We start from the raw sequence: 21,826 nt of genomic DNA, 5'->3' as shown, positions 1-21,826 counted from the left end.
GACGCTGTAAGATAGGTTACCACTGTTGAATACTTATTAGATGGAATTTAGATGCACTCTCAACAAGTACAGGATTTAGCGGCTTATAACCAGTGGATGAATACTAAGATCTACGATGCTTGCGAAAGCCTGACCGATGAGCAGCGCAAGCAGGATATGGGTGGTTTCTTCAAATCGATTCATGGTGCACTCAACCATCTCCTGCTGGGCGATAAGATCTGGCTGGGACGTTTTACCGGTGAGCCTTTTGCTGTAGCCGGCTTAGACCAGGAGCTTTTTAAGGACTTCAACGAACTGAAGCAGGTCCGGCAGAAAACCGACCAGCAGATAATCAATTGGGTCGCAGCCCTCACCGAAGCCGAACTGCTCAGTAAACTGCAATATCAAAGCATCGTCGATCCAGCTACCCGCAGCTACGAGATGTGGCTGGCGATCACCCACTTCTTCAATCACCAAACCCATCACCGGGGCCAGATCACTACCCTGCTTTCGCAGCTGGGGGTAGATTATGGGGTAACGGACCTGATCTGGCTTCCCCAGGTTATTGAGCGGAACGCTCAAAAGGCAGACCGCTGAACAAGTTCAGCTCGCTAGACGTTGCTACGCAACTTGCTAGTGGCTAGATCGCTTCGCTAGCTAGATAAGAGCCTTCTTATTGATTTTCTTGTTATAAGTCAGGGAATTAACGCTGAAAGGAAGTTGCGTTGGTTTTCTGTTTGGTTCAATATCGACTGATACGCTGTACAGAGTTGACCAAACTTTGAGCTCATTGGATGAGAAAGCAGTTACCCCTTCCGGTATCTCTCCTGATTAAGAAAAACCTTACAAAGGTAGCAAAGCTTGCAAGCTTTCGTACCTTGCAAGGGTGCAATATTAAAGTTGTTAAAGCAAAAAAGTAGCACTGACACATCATAAACAGGAGGGAGCCATGCTTAAAATTACCGGCCTAGACAAGCTACAAAATGAGCTAAAACAGGCAGAGCAAGCATTGAATGAACTGGATGGCGAGTTGGGCGTCGTGAACTTTGATCCTCACGAACCTGCAAGTATTGAAGGTGCTATTCAGTCAGTTGACCGAATGATTGATAGTCGTATTGAACCGTACGTCGATAACCCCATTGTTGAGTCGCTTGCCGAGCAAATGAAAGAGAGCTATAGAGAAAATATTCTCCAAAAAGCTGCTGAGGCCCGATTACAGTCTGACGAGGATTAATGATGACCCAAGATATTTTCGGAGAAATTAACAATGTTGTTCTCGACTTACAGAATTCGCAGTTGCAGACGTACGAACGTCCGTTGAAAAAGCTTGCCCAATTATTGCGGCATACCGACCTTGAACCTTACAACGAGGAACTGACGAAAGAAGTTGACCTCGATGCTTTTATTGCAGAAAGCGAAAAGACTGGGGGCGGCATGGTTGGCAGTGCCCAACTTGCATGGCCTGATGATCCAAAGAAAACGATGGGATTAACATTGCTTCTTATCGAAAAGCTGGCCAACGACCCAAGTTACGCTACCAACTTCGGCCATCATTTTTTCTATTCTGGGCGGAAAATTATCGCTGGCATCCATGCGCTTACTGGTCAGCTCATCATACCTTTTGTTCGAGATTACAAGAATTATGTCCAGTCGAAGGGGAGTACTGAAACTGCGTTGAAGTCGCCATTTTCACGTAGGATATTTATCGTTCACGGCCACGACGATGGTGCGCGGGAAACAGTAGCTCGCTTTCTGGAGCGCATTGGTTTAGAGCCCATCATTCTCCATGAACAGGCCAATCAAGGAAGAACTATTATCGAAAAGGTTGTTGCAAACAGCGATGTTGGGTTTGCAGTAGTTCTTCTCACGCCGGATGATGAAGGCTGTGTAAAGGGAGGAACACCCGAGCCACGGGCCAGGCAAAATGTATTGCTGGAGCTGGGCTACTTCATTGGCCACTTGGGTCGAGACAAAGTATGTGCTCTCAAACGAGGTACGTTGGAAATTCCTAGTGATTTTGCAGGTATCGTTTGGGAGACAATGGACACTAATGGTGGCTGGAAACAGGCGCTCGCGCGCGAACTTGAAGCGGCTGGGCACGGTATAGATTGGAACAAAGTCATGCGAGCTTAATGTGGCTAGCCGCGATCGAAGAGTTCTTGTAGCGAATATTAAATCATATTAAATGGATGTGCTTTTAGTTTTTCGAGCACACCAAGAATATATTAGAGGATGCTTTAACAAGGCATTGCAGCGGACAAGCCGCTGAATGAGGCGTTAGCTTTCCATACCAAGGAGTGAAATGAAGTCTTCTACGTTAAACACCTTAATGGTTGCCAAATCAATTTATGGCGAGACCAAGTATTTGGTAAATTCTGGTGATAAGCATTCCTGCACAGCGGGAATAATATTACTTCAAGACTTTGTTGAGCTAGTAGTTCTGTCTGTTCTTGATGAATTAGACGTAGATGAACAACGAAATTTGGAGTCAAAATCATTTGATGAATTATTAGGAGAGCTTAAACGTCAGGGTGTGAAAATAATAAAATCTGGGACCATAAAGGCACTGAATAAGCAAAGAGTTATATCTAAACATTATGGACAGCTTTCTGAGCCGGCGTCTGTTGTAAATTATTACACCTCAGCAGTAATATTCGTTGACCATCTACTTAAAGAAGTTATTGGCTCTACGTTACAGGAAATATTTCTAACTGACATATTAAAGGACGGTATTGTAAAAGATTCTGTAAGAGGCGCTATCTCATTATCAGAAGGAAATAAGTATTTGGATGCGCTAGTAGAATTAAGAAAGGCATTCTTTCTATCATATGAATATGAATATTCGGTCTATGGCTGGAGAAATCAGGATAAGAATGCAAATGCACTTTCTGGCTTGTTAGGCCTTGGGTTTGGAGGTGGAATGAAGGCTCATTATTGGACTCGAAATTCCGAATGGGTAAATGAAAACGTAAAAAAACCAATCGACTACGTTCAAATAAATCATGAGCAACTGAAGATCGATTGTATGGAATGGGGCGTTAGTACTGTTGATATCAAGAATTTCAGACGGCTGACACCTGAAATCATAAAAACTGAGGAAGGTGTTTGGCATACAGATTATGATCCAAATTTTGTAGCAAACGAAACAACTCAAGAAAATTTTAATTATTGTTTAGATCTTGTATTGGATTTCCTTCTAAAAAAGCAGGAATTTGAGTCAAGCAAAAAATGGCCTAAAAGAGAAAAGTCTTTACCATCCCCGCCAGTCTATATAGGGAAGCCTCTATACGAAAAGCCAGATCAAACATCAAAGGTCATTCTCTATGTACAAAAAAACTATTTATATAGAGTCGATAGAGTACTAACTGGCTTCAATCACACTGAAAAATATCTCTATGTTTATTTATACCAAGAGGATTCGGAGACAAATCAACCAACTAGTCAAGTGTGGGGCTATCTTTTAAATGAGTAACTCTCTAACAGCTTTTTAGGGCCTTAATCAGGAATAAATAGGGTCAAGAATAGATAATCATTCCGCTTACAAAATACTTATCTTGCTTTTCAAGCAACAACCCTAAATAGAAGGCTCTCCTAGCAAGTCGCGAAGCGACGTCTAGCGAGCGACGAAGTCGCATTCTAGCCACTTGAGCGCAGCGAGTTGCGAGCCTTTATTCAAAATTAATCCGATATACCTCTGGCAGTTCCTTATAAGTAGAAACATCCACCCCCAGGTCTTTTATGATTCCGTCGCCTACACCGTAGATCCAGCCATGAACTGAAAGGTCCTGACCGTTGGTCCAGGCTTTCTGAACCACTTTGCTATGACAGATATTGGCAACCTGCTCACGAACGTTCAATTCGCACATCAGATCGACCCGTTTTTTAGGATCAGTCTCGTTTTTCAGCTCTTCACGATGTTTATAGCCGATATCTTTGAGGTGACGGATCCAGTTATCGATCAGCCCCAGATCCTTATTGCTAAGTGAGGCTGCAACACCACCACAGCCATAATGACCACAGATAATAATATGCTTAACCTTGAGCACGTCCACTGCATAGTGCAGCACTGAGATACAGTTGAGGTCCGTATGCAGCACCATGTTGGCGATATTACGATGAACGAACAATTCGCCCGGCATCAACCCGACAATTTCATTAGCCGGCACCCGGCTATCAGAACAACCGATCCAGAGATACTCTGGCTTTTGCTGGTTTTCCAGCTCTTTGAAAAAGCCCGGATGGGACTTCTCAATCTCATCAGCCCAGGCTTTGTTGTTGTCTAAAAGATCACTTAACATTGTGGTAATCTCCCAACGTTTTAGCTCTTAACATACCAGACCGCTTAGCTTCACGGTGCTAGCCAGACGTTGCGTCGCAACATACTGGCGTCTAGCAGCTGAGAAGCAACGTTCTTTCTTATTGAACAAGCATCGAGTCAGCACCATGCAGCTCTACACCAGTAATATCAGCACTAGAAGCTAAGATGCTTATATATTGATTGACGCTTCTGCGATACACCTGCTCTTGCAGGTAGGTACGGATTTTGTCCATTACGAATTCATATTCCAGCTGATCGCCTTCGACCTTCTTATCAACCCGAACGATGTGATAACCGTAGCGGCTCTCGACCGGATTCGGACACAACCCCTCGTCCATCGGGAATACCTGACGTTCGAATTCGGGCACTGTGGAGCCTTTGCTCAGCTGACCCATTTCGCCACCCAGCTCTTTCGATGGGCAGTCGGAAAACTGCATTGCCAGTGCGGCAAACTGATCGGGATCCTGTTGCAGCTGGGCAATCAAACCTTCAGCCTGCTCCTGACGCTGATGACGCTCTTCCGGCTCACCCGGGTCAGCACCCAGCAATATATGGCTGGCCGCGATCAGGTCCGGGGAACGGAACTTGTCAGGGTTGGCTTTGAAATACTGGAAACAGGCATCTTCATCGGCATCCGGCTGTTTAACTTCCTGCGACAACAATGCTGCGATCATCGCTTCATCATTTTCAACCGCATCCTGGCCTTCAGTATTCAGGTCCATCTCACGGGCTTTTTGCAGCAGTAACTCTTTAACTACCAGCGCTTGCGCCGCTTGACTGCGGGCCAGCTCCAGCTCTTCTGCCGGGTGATATTGCATCTCAGCGACAATATCGCTTTCCTGAATCAGGATCTGATTAACCCGAACTTCTGGAAAGTCCTGTTCGGCAATGGCTTTAGTATCGATTAGTTGCATAAGAGTGCCTCGATGTTGCTTAGTCTGGTCTGGCTTTCAGGTTAAATAGTGAAAGCGCTTTTGTAAGGATATTACGTTTCTTACAGCCTTATAAAAGTACTCTAAAGAGGTATATAGGGGTTATCCGGGGGTTAATTAACTAAGGTATGATCTGTGACAATAATCAAGCTTTTCGCCGGACTTTACAAATAGAACAGGGGTGTCACCACCCCTGTTGTTTGCCTTTCTAAAGCATGTCAGTCAAGACTGACAGGTATTGTCAGTCAGATTAACGCTGACGTACGATCTGGTAGTTACGTGCGAAGTACTTAACCGGTACGCTCCAGATGTGAACCATCCGGGTGAACGGGAAGACAACGAACATAGTCAGACCAACAAAGATGTGCAGCTTGTAGATCACGCTAACACCGTAGATGTGTGTCGCAGCATCAGACTGTAAGGTCACCAGACCCTGCGCCCAGTTTGCCAGCATCAACATTACGCTACCGTCCAGATGACCCATAGAGAATGGGATAGTCAGCAGACCCAGTGTTACCTGTACAAACAGCAGCACCAGAATGAAGATGTCAGCACCCGAGCTGGTTGCACGTACACGTGGATCACCCAGGCGACGTTTCAACAGCAGGAAGCAACCTACCCAGCACAGCAGACCAGCAGCACCACCACTAATGATCGCAAGCAGTTGCTTGTTACCAGTAGAGATGAACGGCTCGTAAAGCGCGTGGGGTGTTAACAGACCAACCAAGTGTCCGAAGAAGATGAACAGCACGCCCACGTGGAACATGTTGCTCGCCGCACGGAACCCTTTTGAGCTCAGCATCTGGCTGGAACTTGCACGCCAGGTAAACTGCTCACGGTCATAGCGAATCCAGCTGGCAATCAGGAAGACTGCGCCGGCAATATATGGGTAAACCCCAAATAATAGATCATTAATATATGACATTGTTATTCTCCCGGGCTCTTACGAACCGGCTATGCCAGTCTGGGCGTTGTTAGTCGAATTATCGAGAACCTGCACCACTGAAACAGATTCAAACTCTTTGCGACGCTGGGTAATGGCATCATCGCCACAACCAGATACCGCACTGCCTTCAGTAAAGGACACCATCTCTTCTTCCCAGATTTTATCCAGGGCTTCAGGTGTGTCGTCCCGCTCTTCTTTCTCGACTTTCTCTTTCAACTCAGTGCGATCGACCTCAAGGCCAGCCACACTCAGAACTGCATTAAACAGCACCGCATAATGGCACTCACGCTGTTCAAGACGAGTTGCAAGCAACGCCAGAATTTCACTGACTTCCGTTAACCACTGCTGTACTTCCTCTGCAGGACGCATCGACAGATATTCAAGGAATAACGGAATGTAATCCGGCAATTCACGTACGTCGATTGCGAATCCTTTGTCCTCATAAACGGACATCAGATCAACCATCGCCTGACCACGGTCACGGGATTCACCGTGCACGTGTTCAAACAACAATAGCGACAGCGAACGACCACGGTCGAAGTTACCGACATAATAATCCTGCGCATCCAGCAGATCCTGAGAGCAGATCTTCTGAACGAACTCAATTAGAGCCGTTTTCTGGTCTTCGGCCAGCTGCGCATCGCTGCGCAGCGCCTCAATCAGTTCTTCACGACCCTCAAAGAGCTCAGCTTCAGGATAATCCATCAGCAATGAGATCACTTTAAGGCTACGCATCGGTCAGCTCCTTCGGATCAACCTGCGTCACGCCACTGATCTTCTGGACCATAGTCACGTTCTGCTTCTTATTGCCGAATAAGTTGAATTCAGACTCACCACCGGCACAACCGTTACCGAAGGAGAAACCACAACCACTACGCTCCGGGAAGGCTTCTTTAGCCAGTTCACGGTGGCTGGTCGGTACCACGAAACGATCTTCGTAGTTCGCGATTGCCAAGTAACGGTACATCTCTTTAGCCTGGTTTTCGGTCAGACCCGCTTCTTCCAGAACTTCCAGATTCAGCTTGCCTTCAACCTGCTCGTCACGCTTGTAAGCACGCATCGCCAGGATACGCTTCAGCGCTTCCTTAACAGGCTTCTCGTCACCGGCAGTCAGCAGGTTAGCCAGGTACTTAACCGGGATTCGCAGGGAATCAACATCCGGCAGCGCACCGTTCATACCGATCTTGCCAGCATCAGCTGCAGACTGGATCGGGCTGAGTGGTGGCACGTACCAAACCATTGGCAGCGTACGGTACTCAGGGTGCAGTGGCAGAGCCAATTTCCAGTCCATCGCCATTTTGTATACTGGCGAGTTCTGGGCAGCCTTGATTACATTGTCAGTTACACCATCTTTACGTGCCTGAGCAATAACTTCCGGATCATTAGGATCCAGGAAGATCTCCAGCTGCTTCTCGTACAGATCCTGTTCGTTACCGCTGGCAGCCACTTCTTTGATGCGATCCGCATCATAAAGCAGCACGCCCAGGTAACGGATACGACCAACACAGGTCTCAGAACATACAGTCGGCAGACCAGATTCAATCCGTGGGTAACAGAAGATACACTTCTCGGACTTACCGGTTTTCCAGTTGTAGTAGATCTTCTTGTAAGGGCAGCCGCTGACACACATACGCCAGCCGCGGCACTTGTCCTGATCGATCAGTACGATACCATCTTCCTCACGCTTGTAGATCGCGCCGCTTGGGCAAGATGCTACACACGCAGGGTTCAGACAGTGCTCACACAGACGTGGCAGGTACATCATGAAGGTGTTCTCGAACTGGCCGTAGATCTCCTTCTGGATGTTATCGAAGTTCTTATCTTTAGACCGCTTGGAGAATTCCGTACCCAGGATTTCCTCCCAGTTTGGACCCCACTCAATCTTGTCCATGCGGTCACCGGTAATCAGTGAGCGTGGACGTGCAACCGGCTGATGCTTGCCTTCCGGCGCATTGTGCAGGTGCTGGTAGTCAAAATCGAACGGCTCGTAGTAATCGTCGATTTCTGGCAGATCCGGGTTGGCGAAGATATTCGCCAACACGCGCCATTTACCACCGATACGCGGTTCGATATCACCGGAAGCTGTACGCTTCCAGCCACCGTTCCACTTGTCCTGGTTCTCCCACTCTTTCGGGTAACCGATACCAGGCTTAGATTCAACGTTGTTGAACCACGCATATTCCATACCCTCACGGGAGGTCCATACGTTTTTACAGGTGATTGAGCAGGTGTGACAACCGATACATTTATCGAGATTCAGCACCATGCCTACTTGAGAACGAATTTTCATTTCACGGCCTCCTGAACGGTGTCATTGTTTTCGCCGTCCAACCAGTCGATACGCTTCATCTTACGCACCACAACAAACTCATCACGGTTAGAACCTACAGTACCGTAGTAGTTAAAGCCGTAAGACTGCTGAGCATAGCCACCAATCATATGAGTCGGCTTAGGACATACACGGGTTACCGAGTTATGAATACCACCACGTGTACCGGTAGTCTCAGCGCCAGGTACGTTCACGATACGCTCCTGAGCGTGATACATCATGGTCATACCTTCGTTAACACGCTGCGATACAACTGCACGTGCAGCCAGTGCACCGTTAGCGTTGAAGATCTCAACCCAGTCATTATCTTCAATACCCGCCTTCTCGGCATCGACTTCAGACATCCAGATGATCGGACCACCACGGGACAGCGTCAGCATGATCAGGTTGTCACTATAAGTAGAGTGAATACCCCACTTCTGGTGCGGTGTGATCCAGTTCAACGCGATTTCCGGGTTGCCGTTAGACTTCTTGTTCATCAGCGGCTTAACAGACTTGGTGTTGATCGGCGGACGATACACCAGCAAGCTTTCACCGAAGTCACGCATCCACTCATGATCCTGATAGAACTGCTGACGACCGGTCACGGTACGCCAAGGGATCAATTCATGAACGTTGGTGTAACAAGCGTTATAAGACACGTGCTCATCTTCCAGACCTGACCAGGTCGGAGAAGAGATGATCTTACGTGGCTGCGCCTGTACATCGCGGAAGCGAATCTTCTCTTCCTCTTTCGGCTTAGCCAGGTGCGAGTGATCAAGACCGGTATACTCACCCAGAGCTTCCCAGGCCTTAACCGCAACAGTACCGTTAGTTTCCGGCGCCAGGCTCAGGATCATCTCACAGGCATCGATCGCTGTATTCAGCTGCGCACGACCTTCAGATTCACCCTCTTCGGTGTGAGTCCAGTTCAGCTGCTTCAGGAACTCAACTTCTTCCTTAGTATCCCAGGTAATACCCTTACCACCGTTACCCAGAGACTCCAGCAGAGGCCCTATCGAGGTGAAACGCTTGTAAGTATTCGGGTAGTCACGTTCAACCACCGCCAGAGTAGGCATAGACACACCAGGAACAGGCTCACATTCGCCCTTCTTCCAGTCCATTACGCCCAACGGCTGTGCCAGTTCTCCCGGAGTATCGTGCTGCATTGGTACAGTAACGATATCTTTCTCAACACCCAGGTGACCAACACAAACCTTAGAGAACGCCTCGGCAATACCTTTGTAGATATCCCAGTCAGAGCGCGCTTCCCAGGCAGGGTCAGTTGCTGCAGACAGTGGGTGAATGAACGGGTGCATGTCCGAAGTGTTCAGGTCGTCTTTCTCGTACCATGTTGCCGTTGGCAGCACGATATCGGAGTACAGACAGGTAGTCGACATACGGAAGTCCAGAGTTACCAGCAAGTCCAGCTTGCCCTCTGCACCTTTATCATGCCATACCACTTCTTCTGGCTTCTTAAGGCCATCTTCACCCAGATCTTTGTTCATCACGCCGTTGTTAGTACCCAGCAGGTACTTCAGCAGGTATTCGTGACCCTTACCGGAAGAACCCAGCAGGTTAGAACGCCAAACAAACAAGTTACGAGGGAAGTTCTGTGGATTATCAGGATCTTCCGCAGCAAAGCCCAGTGCGCCGGACTTCAACTGTTCAACCGTGTAATCCTGCGGCGACTTACCTTCCGCTTCAGCAGACTTAACGATATCCAGTGGGTTACGGCTCAGCTGTGGAGCTGATGGCAACCAACCCATACGCTCAGCGCGCACGTTGTAATCGATCAGGCTACCGGTCCACTTAGACTTATCGGCCAGCGGCGACAGAATCTCATCTACATCCAGTCGCTCATAGCGCCATTGGCTAGAGTGATTGTAGAAGAAAGAGGTACCGTTCATGTGACGTGGCGGACGCGTCCAGTCCAGACCAAATGCCAGAGGCAACCAACCGCACTGAGGACGTAGTTTTTCCTGACCTACGTAGTGTGCCCAGCCACCACCGGACTGACCAACACAACCACACATGATCAGCATGTTCATCAGACCACGGTAGTTCATGTCCATGTGGTACCAGTGGTTCATACCGGCACCAACGATAACCATGGAACGACCCTTGGTTTTGTTAGCGTTATCGGCAAACTCACGGGCTACCTGGATAACTACATCACGGTTAACGCCAGTGATAGGCTCCTGCCATGCTGGAGTATAAGGCGCGTTATCGTCGTAAGACTTAGCAACAAAGTCGCCGCCCAAACCACGGTCAACACCGTAGTTAGCCAGCATCAGGTCATATACTGTTACGACCAGCTTTTCGCCATCAACGGTGTTGATTTTCTTAGCCGGCAGATTGTGATGAACGATGTCAGCAAACTTGTTGTGGGTGAAGTGTTCGTTCTCTTCACCACCGAAGTAAGGGAAGCCGACAGACACTACTTCGTCATGGCTATCCAGCAAAGACAGTTTCAGCGTCGTTGAACGACCTTCGCTGGCTTCTTTCTCTTCAGTGTTCCACTTACCTTTCTCGCCCCAACGGAAACCGATTGAACCATTTGGTACAACATAGCTATTGCTCTGCTCATCAAAGGCTACAGTTTTCCACTCTGGGTTGTTGTCCTGGCCAAGGCCAGCGTCAAAATCGGATGCACGGGTGAAACGACCGGCAGCGTAAGAACCATCTTCACGCTTCTCCAGCTCAACCAGGAACGGCATATCCGTGGTGCGACGCACGTATTCGGTAAAGTACTCGCTTGGATTATCAACGTGGAATTCTTTCAGGATAACGTGACCGAAAGCCATCGCCAGTGCTGCATCAGTACCCTGCTTAGGGTTGATCCACAGGTCACACAGCTTAGCAACTTCGGAGTAATCCGGCGTGATACCAACAGTCTTAGTACCCTTATAACGTACTTCGGTAAAGAAGTGCGCATCTGGTGTACGTGTCTGAGGTACGTTAGAACCCCAGGCAATAATGTAGTTAGAGTTGTACCAGTCAGCAGATTCAGGAACGTCGGTCTGCTCACCCCAGGTCATTGGTGACGCTGGCGGCAGGTCACAGTACCAGTCGTAGAAACTCAGACAAACACCACCGATCAGAGACAGATAACGAGCACCGGCAGCGTAAGATACCATGGACATCGCAGGAATTGGCGAGAAGCCCATTACCCGGTCAGGACCGTAATTCTTAACGGTATGGACGTTCGCCGCAGCGATCATCTCATTTACTTCATCCCAGCTGGAACGTACGAAACCACCCTGACCACGCTTAGTCTTATAAGACTGTGCTTTAGCGTTGTCTTCAACAATAGACGCCCAGGCTTCAGCCGGTTCCATTGTTGCACGCGCCGCGCGCCATAGTTTAAGCAGACTCTTACGTACCGTTGGGTATTTAAGACGGTTTGCGCTATAGATGTACCAAGAGTAGCTGGCACCACGTGGACAGCCGCGAGGCTCGTGGTTTGGCAAGTCCGGACGAGTACGTGGGTAATCGGTCTGCTGGGTTTCCCAGGTAATCAGACCGTTCTTAACGTAGATCTTCCAAGAACAAGAACCAGTACAGTTAACACCGTGAGTGGAGCGAACGACTTTATCGTGCTGCCAGCGGTTACGGTAACCATCTTCCCAGGAACGACTTTCCGCAGTGGTATCACCATGCCCTTTGGAAAACGTACCTGTTTTTTTATTTAAAAATCTTAATCGATCAAGCAAGTGACTCATAATTGTGTCCCCTGAAACCTTATCGTTGGTCAGGACGGAGCAAGCTCCGAGCTCTAATTGTTATGCTTAAATCCAAATTGTCATCTGGCTGGGACAACAGTCTGGAGTTACTCTGGCAGACAGTGATTAAATTGGCGTAATCACAGCTTACTGTTGGATCAAAATACGGCAGAACTTATACGCGCGTGTTGACCCAGATCAACATTCAAAAAAGTGTTCGATTCACAAAAACCACACATACCTCTAAAGAGGTACCTCTCACATACAATCATAAGTCATTGTTTTATAAGGAATAAAACCACCTCAAGCAAGATATCATTCGATACACTGATATAACCGTATCTTTGTAGGTATTACCCGACAAAATCCAATATCCTGAGCAGCCAGACACGACTACGCCACACGCCAGAAAAAACATAAAACCTGGCTAATATTTGAAGCAGCGCCAACTTCCTTTATCCCGGATACAAAAAAACCGCCAAACGGCGGTTTTTTAATTTTCGTTCTCTGGCCACTAGCAAACAGCGTAGCTGCGACTAGCGTGGTGGGCGAAGCCCACCGGTCCAGCTAACAAAGCAAAGCTTTGTGATCTTACTGAATTAACAACCCTACGGATTTTTGAACTCAGCTTTAGGTCCCAGGTAGTACCACCAGTTCAGGATCAGACAAACCAGGTAGAACGCCGCGAAACCGTACAGTGCGTTTTCAGGAGTAGCTAGTTTGATCTGCTCACCGAAGATCTTAGGAATCAGGAACGCACCGTAAGCCGCTACAGCTGAAGTCCAACCCAGGGCAGGACCCGCCAGCTCTTTCGGGAATACCATCGCGATAGTACGGAAAGTAGAACCGTTACCGATACCAGTTGCTGCGAACAGCAATAGGAACAGCATCAGGAATGGAACAAAGAACTCTTCCGGAGTCGCAGACTGGTAAGCCGCTTTCAGGAAGTAAGCCACACCCAATGCACTACCGATCATTACGATCGCACAGTACTGAGTTACTTTAGCGCCACCCAGCTTATCGGCCATCCAACCACCGATTGGACGGATCAGGGCACCAATGAAAGGTCCCATCCAGGCATACATCAGAGCAGATGGGCCATTAGCATTAACAACGTTATGCGTCATTGCACCATCAACCATCAGGTGCTGGTAACCGAATACTACTTTAATTGCCAGCGCAAAACCTGCGGAGTAACCGATGAAGCTACCGAAGGTCATGGTGTAGATGATACTCATCACCCAGGTGTGCTTGTTATCAAAAATCTTAAACTGACGTTGCAGGTTCGGTTTGATATCACCCGGAATCAGTTTCATCAACATGATAGTTGAGAACAGAATACCGGCGATTACAGGCCACTTAGCCCAACCTGGTGCACCAATACCAACAGGTGCTGGCAGGATGATGTACAGGCCACATGCTGCGGTGAAGAAACCGATCATTAGCAGACCAGCAATCTTACCCATAGAACCTACCGGAGAACCGATATCAGGGGAAACAGCATCAGTACGGATGTTGTTCATACCGAACCAACCAGCAATCGCCAGAGGAATCAGCAGTACCAACCATACAAAACCAGCATTGTGAATGTAAGTTTCAGAACCCGCTGGGATCTTACCGATCAGCGTACCGGAGGTATTTTCCAGAATCATCGGCTCACCACCGAAGATACCGAAAGTCATTACCAGCGGAATCAGGATCTGCATGGTAGTTACACCCGCATTACCCAGACCAGCGTTCAGACCCAAAGCCAGACCCTGCTTCTTCTTAGGGAAGAAGAAAGAGATGTTTGACATTGAAGAGGCAAAGTTACCACCACCGATACCGGACAGGAATGCCAGGATCTGGAATACATACAGCGGTGTATCCTTATCCTGCAGCGCGAAACCAGCACCTGCAGCAGGCAGCATCAATAATGCCGTAGTAAAGAAGATGGTGTTTCGACCACCTGCAATACGAATAAAGAAACTACTTGGAATACGCAGAGTTGCACCGGTCAGACCAGCAATACCCGCGAGCGTAAATAGTTCAGCTTTATCGAAATCAAATCCCAGGTTAAGCATTTGTACAGTGATGATGCCCCAGTACAACCAGACAGCAAAACCAGACAAAAGACTCGGAATTGAGATCCAGAGGTTGCGGCTTGCAACGCTCTTGCCGGTAGACTCCCAAAATTGGTCGTCTTCGACATCCCACTTGTGAATATCAGCCATACCTTAGTATCTCCCAGTGTTCAGTCCCGCCTTTAGTGGCAAGGTACTATGACACTTAATCGAACTCTCATATTTTATGTATCTGTATTAACCAGATACTTTTTAAAACCTTTCCTCTGGTACAAACCCCTGTACCGGATGAGATCAGCTAAGCCAAACACTTCCCCAGAGCCACTGGAAAATTGTGCTAAACATCTCTGAAATCTGTACTTTCCTTAAGAAAGTTATTCTGAATGGCATCCCGTAACCGCCGCCGCCGCTCTTCAAACTGTACACCGTAGAACATCACCATCATGCACACAGCTAACAGACCATAAAGCAACATAAAGCAGGAGCTACGCACCCCCAGAACATCGGCCACCAGACCGAACATGACCGGCAGTGCGAAACCACCGATCGCCCCCAGAGCGCCCACCATGCCACCCACAACCCCTATCCGCTCGGGATAGTAGTCATAGATGATGCGGTACACACTGGCTTTTCCGAAACCCATCGCGATACCCACAATCATCACTAGTACAGTAAACAGCCAGACCGGCATTTCGACGTTGATAGTTACATCACGCTCGATGCCATGAATAGTCATAGTTGTGGGTGGATAGGAGAGGAAAAACAGACACACAAGACAGACCCAGAACACAGTCCAGTTCACATGTCTTGCGCCAAGCCGGTCGGCACACCAGCCGCCAAATATACGGGTCAGAGCCCCCGGCAATGTAAAGAGTAATGTCAAAAACGAGGCGGTAGTCAGATCCAGCCCATAGTGAGTGACATAATAGTCCGGCAACCATAACGTCAACGCGACGTAGCCACCGAAAACAAAGAAATAGTAAAGACCAAAGCGCCATACTCGCAGATCCCAGAGCACACTAAGCTGTTCGGACAACTTGTAGCTACTGCGCTGCTCAGGTTTCTCATGATTCGGATCATCACTGGTCATCATCCAGAACATCAACGCCAGTAAAACCAGCACAAAAGCATAAACAACCGGCGCCTGGCGCCAGCCGTAAGCCAGAATAATAAGAGGAGCAACCAGGTTCGTCAGTGATGCACCCAGATTACCTGAGCCAAAAATGCCCATATTTAGGCCCTGGTTCTCACTACTGGACCAGGCAGAAACATAGTGAGTGCCGATGATAAAGCTGCTACCGGAAAGACCAAGCCCCAGGCCAACTAAAAGATATTGCTGATAGGTCTGTGCAATCGAAAGACCATAAAGCGGTAAGCTGACCAGTAACATCAACAAGACCATCAGTCGACGACCGCCAACACGCTCGACCAGAACTCCCATTGGCAATCGGGCCAGTGCGCCTGTCAGGATAGGTGTAGCAACCAGAATACCAAATTCCGTTTCGCTCAGATTCAGTTCGCTTTTTATTTCGATACCAATCACCGAAAACAGCGTCCAAACCGCAAAACAGCCGACAAAAGCCAGGGTGCTCATCACCAGGGCTGATATCTGTTGTTGGGATTCATTGGCGAACATATAAGGCACTTCCATCGCGCGTTTAATTAATACAACGCCAACTTATGCCTATTAAGGCCGATAAATATTGATTGAAATCAAACAATGACCTACCGGCGTTTATTAGACGAAAGCCAAATACCACCAAAGAGGTACCACTCAAATAAAATATAAGCTATTGATAATATTAACTTAATCACAAACCCAGAACAGCAAATACCCACCAGCCAATAAAATCCAACTCTTTATGAGTACACCCTCTCGCATTGCAGCAAAAAATTAACTCCGCACGACGCTATACTCAGACTGAATTCAGATACATAATTAGATACCGTTCTTACTTTCGCTTTTGTCAGCCCCCATTTAGCTGCCCTAATTACCTTATACTGTTGCCATATGAAGATTTTCAAGCACTCAATTATTGCCCGTCTGGGCGCATCAATGTTCGCCATCAGCCTGATGGCCCTCATAAGTATGATCGGCTCGGTTATTGTGGCCGAAAGTACCCAGGGCGATGCGGCAGGTATCAATCTGGCCGGCTCCCTGCGCATGCTGTCATTCCGTATTGTGTCGGAAGCTCAGCAGTACCAGGCCCGCCCATACCCTGAATTACGCGAAGAAGTTCAAAGCACCATTGAAGAGTTTGGTACCCGTATTAACAGCCCGATCATGGCTGAAGTTATCCCCGAGACCCGCGACCACCAGCTTTACTCGCAATACCGCAGTATCGTGGATGACTGGGAGCAACGCCTCGCCCCCTCGCTACACAAAGCACTAATGGAAGGTTCCTCTGTCGACAATCGCTTTGTCGACGATATTGAAGCGTTCGTGCCCCGTATCGACAAAATGGTGCAGCTTTTAGAGCGCAGTACCGAATCCAAAATTAAGCTACTCAGCTTAGTTCAGGGTATCAGCCTGTTTATGACCATCCTGATTATCTTTATTGCGATGCTGGATATCAGGAATAACGTAGTCGTACCACTACAGCAACTGGTAGAGATGGCCCGCCAGGTAAGCCGGGGTAAATTAACCAGCCGCACCACCTACAAAAGCCAGGATGAACTGGGTGTACTGGGCCGCAGTTTCAATGACATGGCAGAAGAACTATCAAAAATGTATTCCCATCTGGAAAACCGGGTAAACCAGAAAACAGCCCAGTTACGCCAAAGCAACGAATCCCTACAACTACTGTACGAAACCAGCCGACAGTTTACTCGTAAAGACGATATCTGCCGCCGTATGATTCCGGTACTTCAACAGCTTGAAACCATTACCCCGGTCGGACCTATCCAGGTAACCCTGACCGAGCCTGATAAAAAACAGCACTACCGCCAGGTGAGTACCCAGTCGCTTGAACGACCATTAGACTGTAGCGACAAAAGCTGTGATCGTTGTATCGTCCCGCAGGTAATTGAAACGCCGCAACAGACACTTTCACTACCAATACAGACAAATGAGACCTATTTCGGTGAATTTAACGCCCAGTTCAATCCTGCAGCCCGACCCAACCAAGACCAGATAAAGCTCATTGAAACCGTGGTAGAAAACCTCAGCGTCGCCCTTTCACTGGAGCTCAAAGCCCAGCAAAAAGAGAAAATGTCACTGATCGAAGAACGTGCAGTTATCGCACGGGAGCTACATGACTCGCTGGCACAATCGCTTTCATACCTGAAAATGCAGGTTACCCGCTTACAGATCCTGCGTGAAAAAGACAAACCTGAAGAGCAGATAAATGATGTTATCAATGAGCTACGAGAAGGTTTAAATAACGCCTATCGCCAGTTGCGCGAACTGCTAACGACCTTCCGCCTCAAGCTTGATAAACCCGGCTTAGAACCCGCCCTTGAAGCAACCATAGATGAATTTTCTGAACGTCTGGGCTTCCAGATTAATTTCAATTATGACATTCGCCATCAGACACTCTCCCCTAACGAAGAGATACACGTACTGCAGCTGGTTCGTGAAGCGCTGGCCAATGTGGTCAAACACGCTAAAGCAACTGATGTATCCGTGCTACTGACCCAGAAACAAGATACTATCGAGGTATTAATCGAGGACAACGGCGTTGGTTTGCCCGATAACCACGAAATTAAAAACCACTACGGTGTCATCATAATGCGCGACCGGGTGGCAACGCTAAATGGTGACCTGAACCTTATTAACCTGCCGGATGGTGGGCTTCAGGTCCAGGCAATATTCAACCCAAAACAAGAAAACCGAATCTGATAACATTCACTTATCAGTAACAAAAGACAATAAAGAAAATATTATGAGCACAGAGACTAATTCCGGTAATAGCCCCGATAGCAGCCCTGCTTCTATTCTATTGATTGATGATCACCCGCTATTACGCAAGGGTGTTAAACAACTAATTGATCTTGAAGACAGCATTAAGGTGATAGGTGAAGCCTCAAATGCAATTGAAGGGGTAAAAAGGGCTCAGGAGCTGGACCCGGATCTGATTCTGCTCGACCTTAACATGCCCGAAATCAATGGCATCGAAACCTTGAAAATGCTTCGCGAAGCTGAAGTTGCATCCCGGATCGTAGTGTTTACCGTCTCAGATAATGAAGAAGATGTCGTCGCTGCACTTAAAGCCGGTGCCGATGGCTACTTATTAAAAGATATGGAGCCCGAAGAGCTGATGCAAAACCTCGAGCAGGCCGCTCTGGGTAAAATGGTCATCAGTGATCGCCTCACAGCTCTACTCGCTCAGGCGCTACAATCAGGCCGTACCGATAAAAGTGCCGATACCGACAGCCTGACCCCACGGGAAAAGCAGATCATTAAACTGATTGCCGGTGGTCTGCCTAATAAACTGATCGCCCGCAAACTGAATATTACCGAAGGCACCGTCAAGGTCCATGTGAAACATCTGCTGAAAAAACTACGCCTGCGCTCTCGGGTAGAAGTAGCGGTTTGGGCAGTGCAAGAAGGCTTGTCATAACGCGGAGCGTTATGACAGACCGCAGCGGAGCGGCTCGATAGAACGCACCTATATTCGGTGTAGTCACTTGCTGGTTTTTTAGCTGGAAAACTACACTTACTTGTCAAAAAAAGAGAGCCACTAGCTCTCTTTTTTATTAACTGCCGTCACTGAAACAAGCGGACGCAGGTCACAACTTTACATACCATCACCGACTTCAGCCCTCCTATTCCTTGCCCTTTAAAAATATTGGCTAATATGTGAGGATATACGTCAATTTGATGTTTTTCTCCAAAACAGCAATCTCGATAAGCAAAGGAAGGCTTATGAATATCAAAGCGTTACCCCCCTTTTCTATAAACTCCATTTCGGAGTTATACGTCAAATTGACGCGTTTAATCACGTCAATTTGACGTATATTTAGCTGTTATACCCCAAGGAAGGTGTAGTTCCGTATGAAATTCGAAGAATCAGATTTGATAGAGTTAGCCGCTACCATTAGGCCTACTATCGAGACTCATAATGTATCGCCGGAGCTACAAGACTCATTGCTGTCTGACGTGATTTTTCAGGTAGCTACTCTCATCGATGAAAAGCAGGGGTCTAGTCTCCACGAGGGGGTCTTCGAGCTACTTGATAACGTAAGCCCGATAGAGTCTGACTATCTCGTCTGTGATCTTGATATTCACCTCGAAGACGGGAAAGTCTTCGAAACCAATGTATTGAAATCCAATATTGAAATACCAGAAGGCTTAATTCTAAACCTAGAGGTACTGCTGGAGCTTCGAGATATCTTTGAGCTCGATGACGAGATCGATATTGAGAGTAAATTTAGAGCTATAAAAATCAAAAGCTTAATATTCAAGCCTTGGGAAAAAGAGCCTGAAACTCATAGCCCTGAAATTAGCAGCATTTCAGACTTAGCAGCGTTCATAAACAAGGTTGCCAAACAATGGGTATAACAAGGCGCTCAACACTCAGCCCAGCTCCGCTGGTCTTGGACTGTCGCTGCTACGCAGCGCCAGCCCGTTAGCGCGGCGTTATCTGGATTATCAAATTATGTACAAGTATCTAGCTATTATGGTTTTAACGTTTTGCCAGTTGGCAAATGCGTCAAGTGAGACTCTTAACCCTTTTCAGCTTCCTTATGGAGAAGAGCTCTCCCCTTATACTGACAACAGAGAAACCAATGGTTTGCCAATAGCAGTATTAGGGCTTGATGTTCCAATGCCGCCAACAGCAAACTTACCAATGTTTTATGATTACAGCCTTTTGTATTTCGCCGACTCAGGAAAAATATATTCAATTCAAGCAAAGAGAGCTTATGCAACTCTTATTGAGTGCCAAAAGGATGTAGAAAAAATAGAGAGCGTAGTACAAAAAAACTACGTCGATATGAAAATGGAATATCCTGGAAAGTTTATAAATGACATGGTTGTTATTCAACTAAGCTGTGCTTTGAGAGCTGAGAGCCCAATATTTCATGAGCTTGGTTTATACATCTTTCACAGGGAAGCAAATGAAAATATTAAAGCTGGGCGCAGATAACAAGCGGCTGTTGTTGCCACTTCGTGGCTGGGACTTCCTTTTCGCTGCTTCGCCGCTACAAGTCAGCCCCAAAGCCGGGCGTTAAGCGCAGAGAGAGTTTAGGCAACTAGAGAATGAGAGAATTACTCCAACGGATTGGTGACATGGAAAGCTGCAAGGTATTGCCACCTTCAGGCCTTCCTGAAATAGATCTTCCTGATGATCTAAAAGAGTTTTATTCACTCTGCGGAGGTGTGCTTTTATTTGAGGGAAGTGACTATTGGTTCAAGATCTCTTCACCAGAAGAATTAATTCCTGCCAATCCAGATATACTGCCTGAAGGATTTGAGGAAGATATACCCAAAGATGATATTTCTAACAATTTCTATATCATCGCAAGAAATGGCCCTGAACAAGCAATAAGCATTAATCTGGGAAATTCTCAGTTTGGCTACTGTTACGATAGCTTCTGGGAGCTTCATGCAACAAGTGAATCTCCCATAATTGCATACAGTTTCAAGTCTCTTTTGGAGAGCTTGGTCAAAGTTAAAGGTTCTTACCCTTATTGGCTTAATTCAAATTCTGTTAGTTTGGGGCACTTATATGACTAGGCGCTTAACAAGGGCAGGCAGTCGGACCTCCGGCCGCTGCTGCCGGCGTTATGGTCTTTAAAGCATGAGCACCAAACTAGAATCATACAAATCATTCATCGATGATGTTGTCGGGATCAAAAAGTCTGCGATATCGACTTGGGTTGAGAAAGGCTCGTTTCCTGAAGTACCTGATAATATTAAACGTAATGAAATTTTATCGACTCTTTCAAATGAGCAACGAACTGAATTAGCAAAAATCATTCAAGAATCGAATGAATCTGGGATTCATGACTTGTTGGTTCTGCTTAATGATAATGCATCGATTGAATATAAAGGTGTAAAGCTGCCTAAAGAGCCATTCGATACACAGCTGAATTTCGATTTTGTTGCCCGTAGCGAAGGTGATTCATGGCCGAAATAGCAAACCATAACAAGAATATCAATGATCGCCAGCAAAGCTGGCTGGACGCGCAAACTACCGCGCGCCCATTCACTCAGCGTTAGATGCCTAGATTATGAAACATAGATATTCGCTTTTTGACAAGTTAGTTTTATATTGTGCTACTTTAATTTTTGTAGTCATGTTCCTTCGTGAATTGTCTCAATTTGAAAACAGCCCTAGTGACTCATTGATTCTTGGTAGCGTATTATTAGTCACGGTCTTTTTTATTCTTACAATGTTGGCTGGGATTCTTAAAGGCATTCCTAGGACAAGGATATTGATACCTAAATTAACTGCTACGGTGGTATTTAGCTTGGCTGGAGTTATGTTGCTGGTCTCAGCCCTTATAAAGGGCAGTATATAACAAACGCCTCAAATGCAATGCCGCGAATTATCACAGTTTATGCAAGCAGCGCAGAAACAACGTGCCAAAGCGTCACGCTTTAGGTAAG

The 21,826-nt window shown here is 47.2% G+C and carries 18 protein-coding genes; 10 read left to right on the top strand and 8 right to left on the bottom strand.

Translation table 11 applies throughout. The features are described 5' to 3' along the window. The first annotated feature begins 51 nt into the window (after positions 1-51). From EHS89_RS05120 to EHS89_RS05105, 4 genes are all read left to right on the top strand, one after another. Positions 52-576 (top strand): DinB family protein, encoded by a 525-nt coding sequence (locus EHS89_RS05120; RefSeq protein WP_124925056.1) that lies wholly within the window; start codon positions 52-54, stop codon positions 574-576. A 352-nt stretch (positions 577-928) separates the two neighbouring features. After that, positions 929-1,213 (top strand): hypothetical protein, encoded by a 285-nt coding sequence (locus EHS89_RS05115; protein WP_124925055.1) that lies wholly within the window; start codon positions 929-931, stop codon positions 1,211-1,213. 2 nt (positions 1,214-1,215) lie between these two features. Next, a complete protein-coding gene (locus EHS89_RS05110) occupies positions 1,216-2,112 on the top strand; it encodes a TIR domain-containing protein (RefSeq protein ID WP_124925054.1) in 897 nt (298 codons plus the stop codon). A gap of 169 nt (positions 2,113-2,281) precedes the next feature. Further along, on the top strand, positions 2,282-3,451 hold the full coding sequence (locus EHS89_RS05105; protein WP_124925053.1) for a hypothetical protein: 1,170 nt from the start codon (positions 2,282-2,284) through the stop codon (positions 3,449-3,451). Positions 3,452-3,647: 196 nt separating this feature from the next. On the opposite strand, the gene can is transcribed toward EHS89_RS05105, so the two are convergent. From can to EHS89_RS05065, 8 genes are all read right to left on the bottom strand, one after another. Beyond that, complete coding sequence (gene can, locus EHS89_RS05100; RefSeq protein ID WP_124925052.1) at positions 3,648-4,277, bottom strand: carbonate dehydratase; 630 nt, start codon at positions 4,275-4,277, stop codon at positions 3,648-3,650. A gap of 118 nt (positions 4,278-4,395) precedes the next feature. Then, the gene (locus tag EHS89_RS05095; RefSeq protein WP_124925051.1) at positions 4,396-5,211 is read right to left on the bottom strand and encodes a peptidylprolyl isomerase; all 816 of its coding nucleotides are present in this window, start codon (positions 5,209-5,211) and stop codon (positions 4,396-4,398) included. Between the two features lie 268 nt (positions 5,212-5,479). Beyond that, on the bottom strand, positions 5,480-6,154 hold the full coding sequence (gene narI / locus EHS89_RS05090) for a respiratory nitrate reductase subunit gamma (protein WP_124925050.1): 675 nt from the start codon (positions 6,152-6,154) through the stop codon (positions 5,480-5,482). Between the two features lie 18 nt (positions 6,155-6,172). Further along, positions 6,173-6,910: a nitrate reductase molybdenum cofactor assembly chaperone gene (gene narJ / locus EHS89_RS05085; protein WP_124925049.1), complete on the bottom strand. Its 738-nt coding sequence runs from the start codon at positions 6,908-6,910 to the stop codon at positions 6,173-6,175. Next, a complete protein-coding gene (narH, locus tag EHS89_RS05080) occupies positions 6,903-8,465 on the bottom strand; it encodes a nitrate reductase subunit beta (protein WP_124925048.1) in 1,563 nt (520 codons plus the stop codon). The genes narJ and narH overlap by 8 nt, the downstream gene beginning before the upstream one ends. Next, positions 8,462-12,208: a nitrate reductase subunit alpha gene (locus EHS89_RS05075; protein ID WP_124925047.1), complete on the bottom strand. Its 3,747-nt coding sequence runs from the start codon at positions 12,206-12,208 to the stop codon at positions 8,462-8,464. The genes narH and EHS89_RS05075 overlap by 4 nt, the downstream gene beginning before the upstream one ends. A 608-nt stretch (positions 12,209-12,816) precedes the next feature. Next, the gene (locus EHS89_RS05070) at positions 12,817-14,421 is read right to left on the bottom strand and encodes an MFS transporter (RefSeq protein ID WP_124925046.1); all 1,605 of its coding nucleotides are present in this window, start codon (positions 14,419-14,421) and stop codon (positions 12,817-12,819) included. Positions 14,422-14,608: 187 nt separating this feature from the next. After that, complete coding sequence (locus EHS89_RS05065) at positions 14,609-15,907, bottom strand: nitrate/nitrite transporter (protein ID WP_124925045.1); 1,299 nt, start codon at positions 15,905-15,907, stop codon at positions 14,609-14,611. 375 nt (positions 15,908-16,282) lie between these two features. On the opposite strand from EHS89_RS05065, the gene EHS89_RS05060 reads away from it, so the two are divergent. From EHS89_RS05060 to EHS89_RS05035, 6 genes are all read left to right on the top strand, one after another. Next, complete coding sequence (locus EHS89_RS05060) at positions 16,283-18,112, top strand: type IV pili methyl-accepting chemotaxis transducer N-terminal domain-containing protein (RefSeq protein ID WP_124925044.1); 1,830 nt, start codon at positions 16,283-16,285, stop codon at positions 18,110-18,112. A 43-nt stretch (positions 18,113-18,155) separates the two neighbouring features. Beyond that, entirely contained in the window at positions 18,156-18,833 is a 678-nt protein-coding gene (gene narL, locus EHS89_RS05055) for a two-component system response regulator NarL (protein ID WP_124925043.1), read from the top strand. A gap of 434 nt (positions 18,834-19,267) precedes the next feature. Next, positions 19,268-19,774 carry a hypothetical protein gene (locus tag EHS89_RS05050; protein WP_124925042.1) on the top strand — a complete coding sequence of 169 codons (507 nt, stop codon included), beginning with the start codon at positions 19,268-19,270 and terminating at the stop codon, positions 19,772-19,774. A gap of 97 nt (positions 19,775-19,871) precedes the next feature. Continuing rightward, entirely contained in the window at positions 19,872-20,360 is a 489-nt protein-coding gene (locus EHS89_RS05045; protein ID WP_124925041.1) for a hypothetical protein, read from the top strand. 113 nt (positions 20,361-20,473) lie between these two features. Next, positions 20,474-20,950 carry an SMI1/KNR4 family protein gene (locus EHS89_RS05040; RefSeq protein WP_124925040.1) on the top strand — a complete coding sequence of 159 codons (477 nt, stop codon included), beginning with the start codon at positions 20,474-20,476 and terminating at the stop codon, positions 20,948-20,950. A gap of 64 nt (positions 20,951-21,014) precedes the next feature. Next, positions 21,015-21,353, top strand: a complete 339-nt coding sequence (locus tag EHS89_RS05035) for a DUF6547 family protein (RefSeq protein ID WP_124925039.1) — start codon at positions 21,015-21,017, stop codon at positions 21,351-21,353. The last annotated feature ends 473 nt before the right edge of the window (positions 21,354-21,826 follow it).

It is taken from the genome of Amphritea balenae (genome assembly GCF_003858655.1).
Lineage (GTDB): Bacteria > Pseudomonadota > Gammaproteobacteria > Pseudomonadales > Balneatricaceae > Amphritea > Amphritea balenae.
Note: the sequence above shows the minus strand (reverse complement) of the source record. Positions and strands in the feature narration are given on the sequence as shown.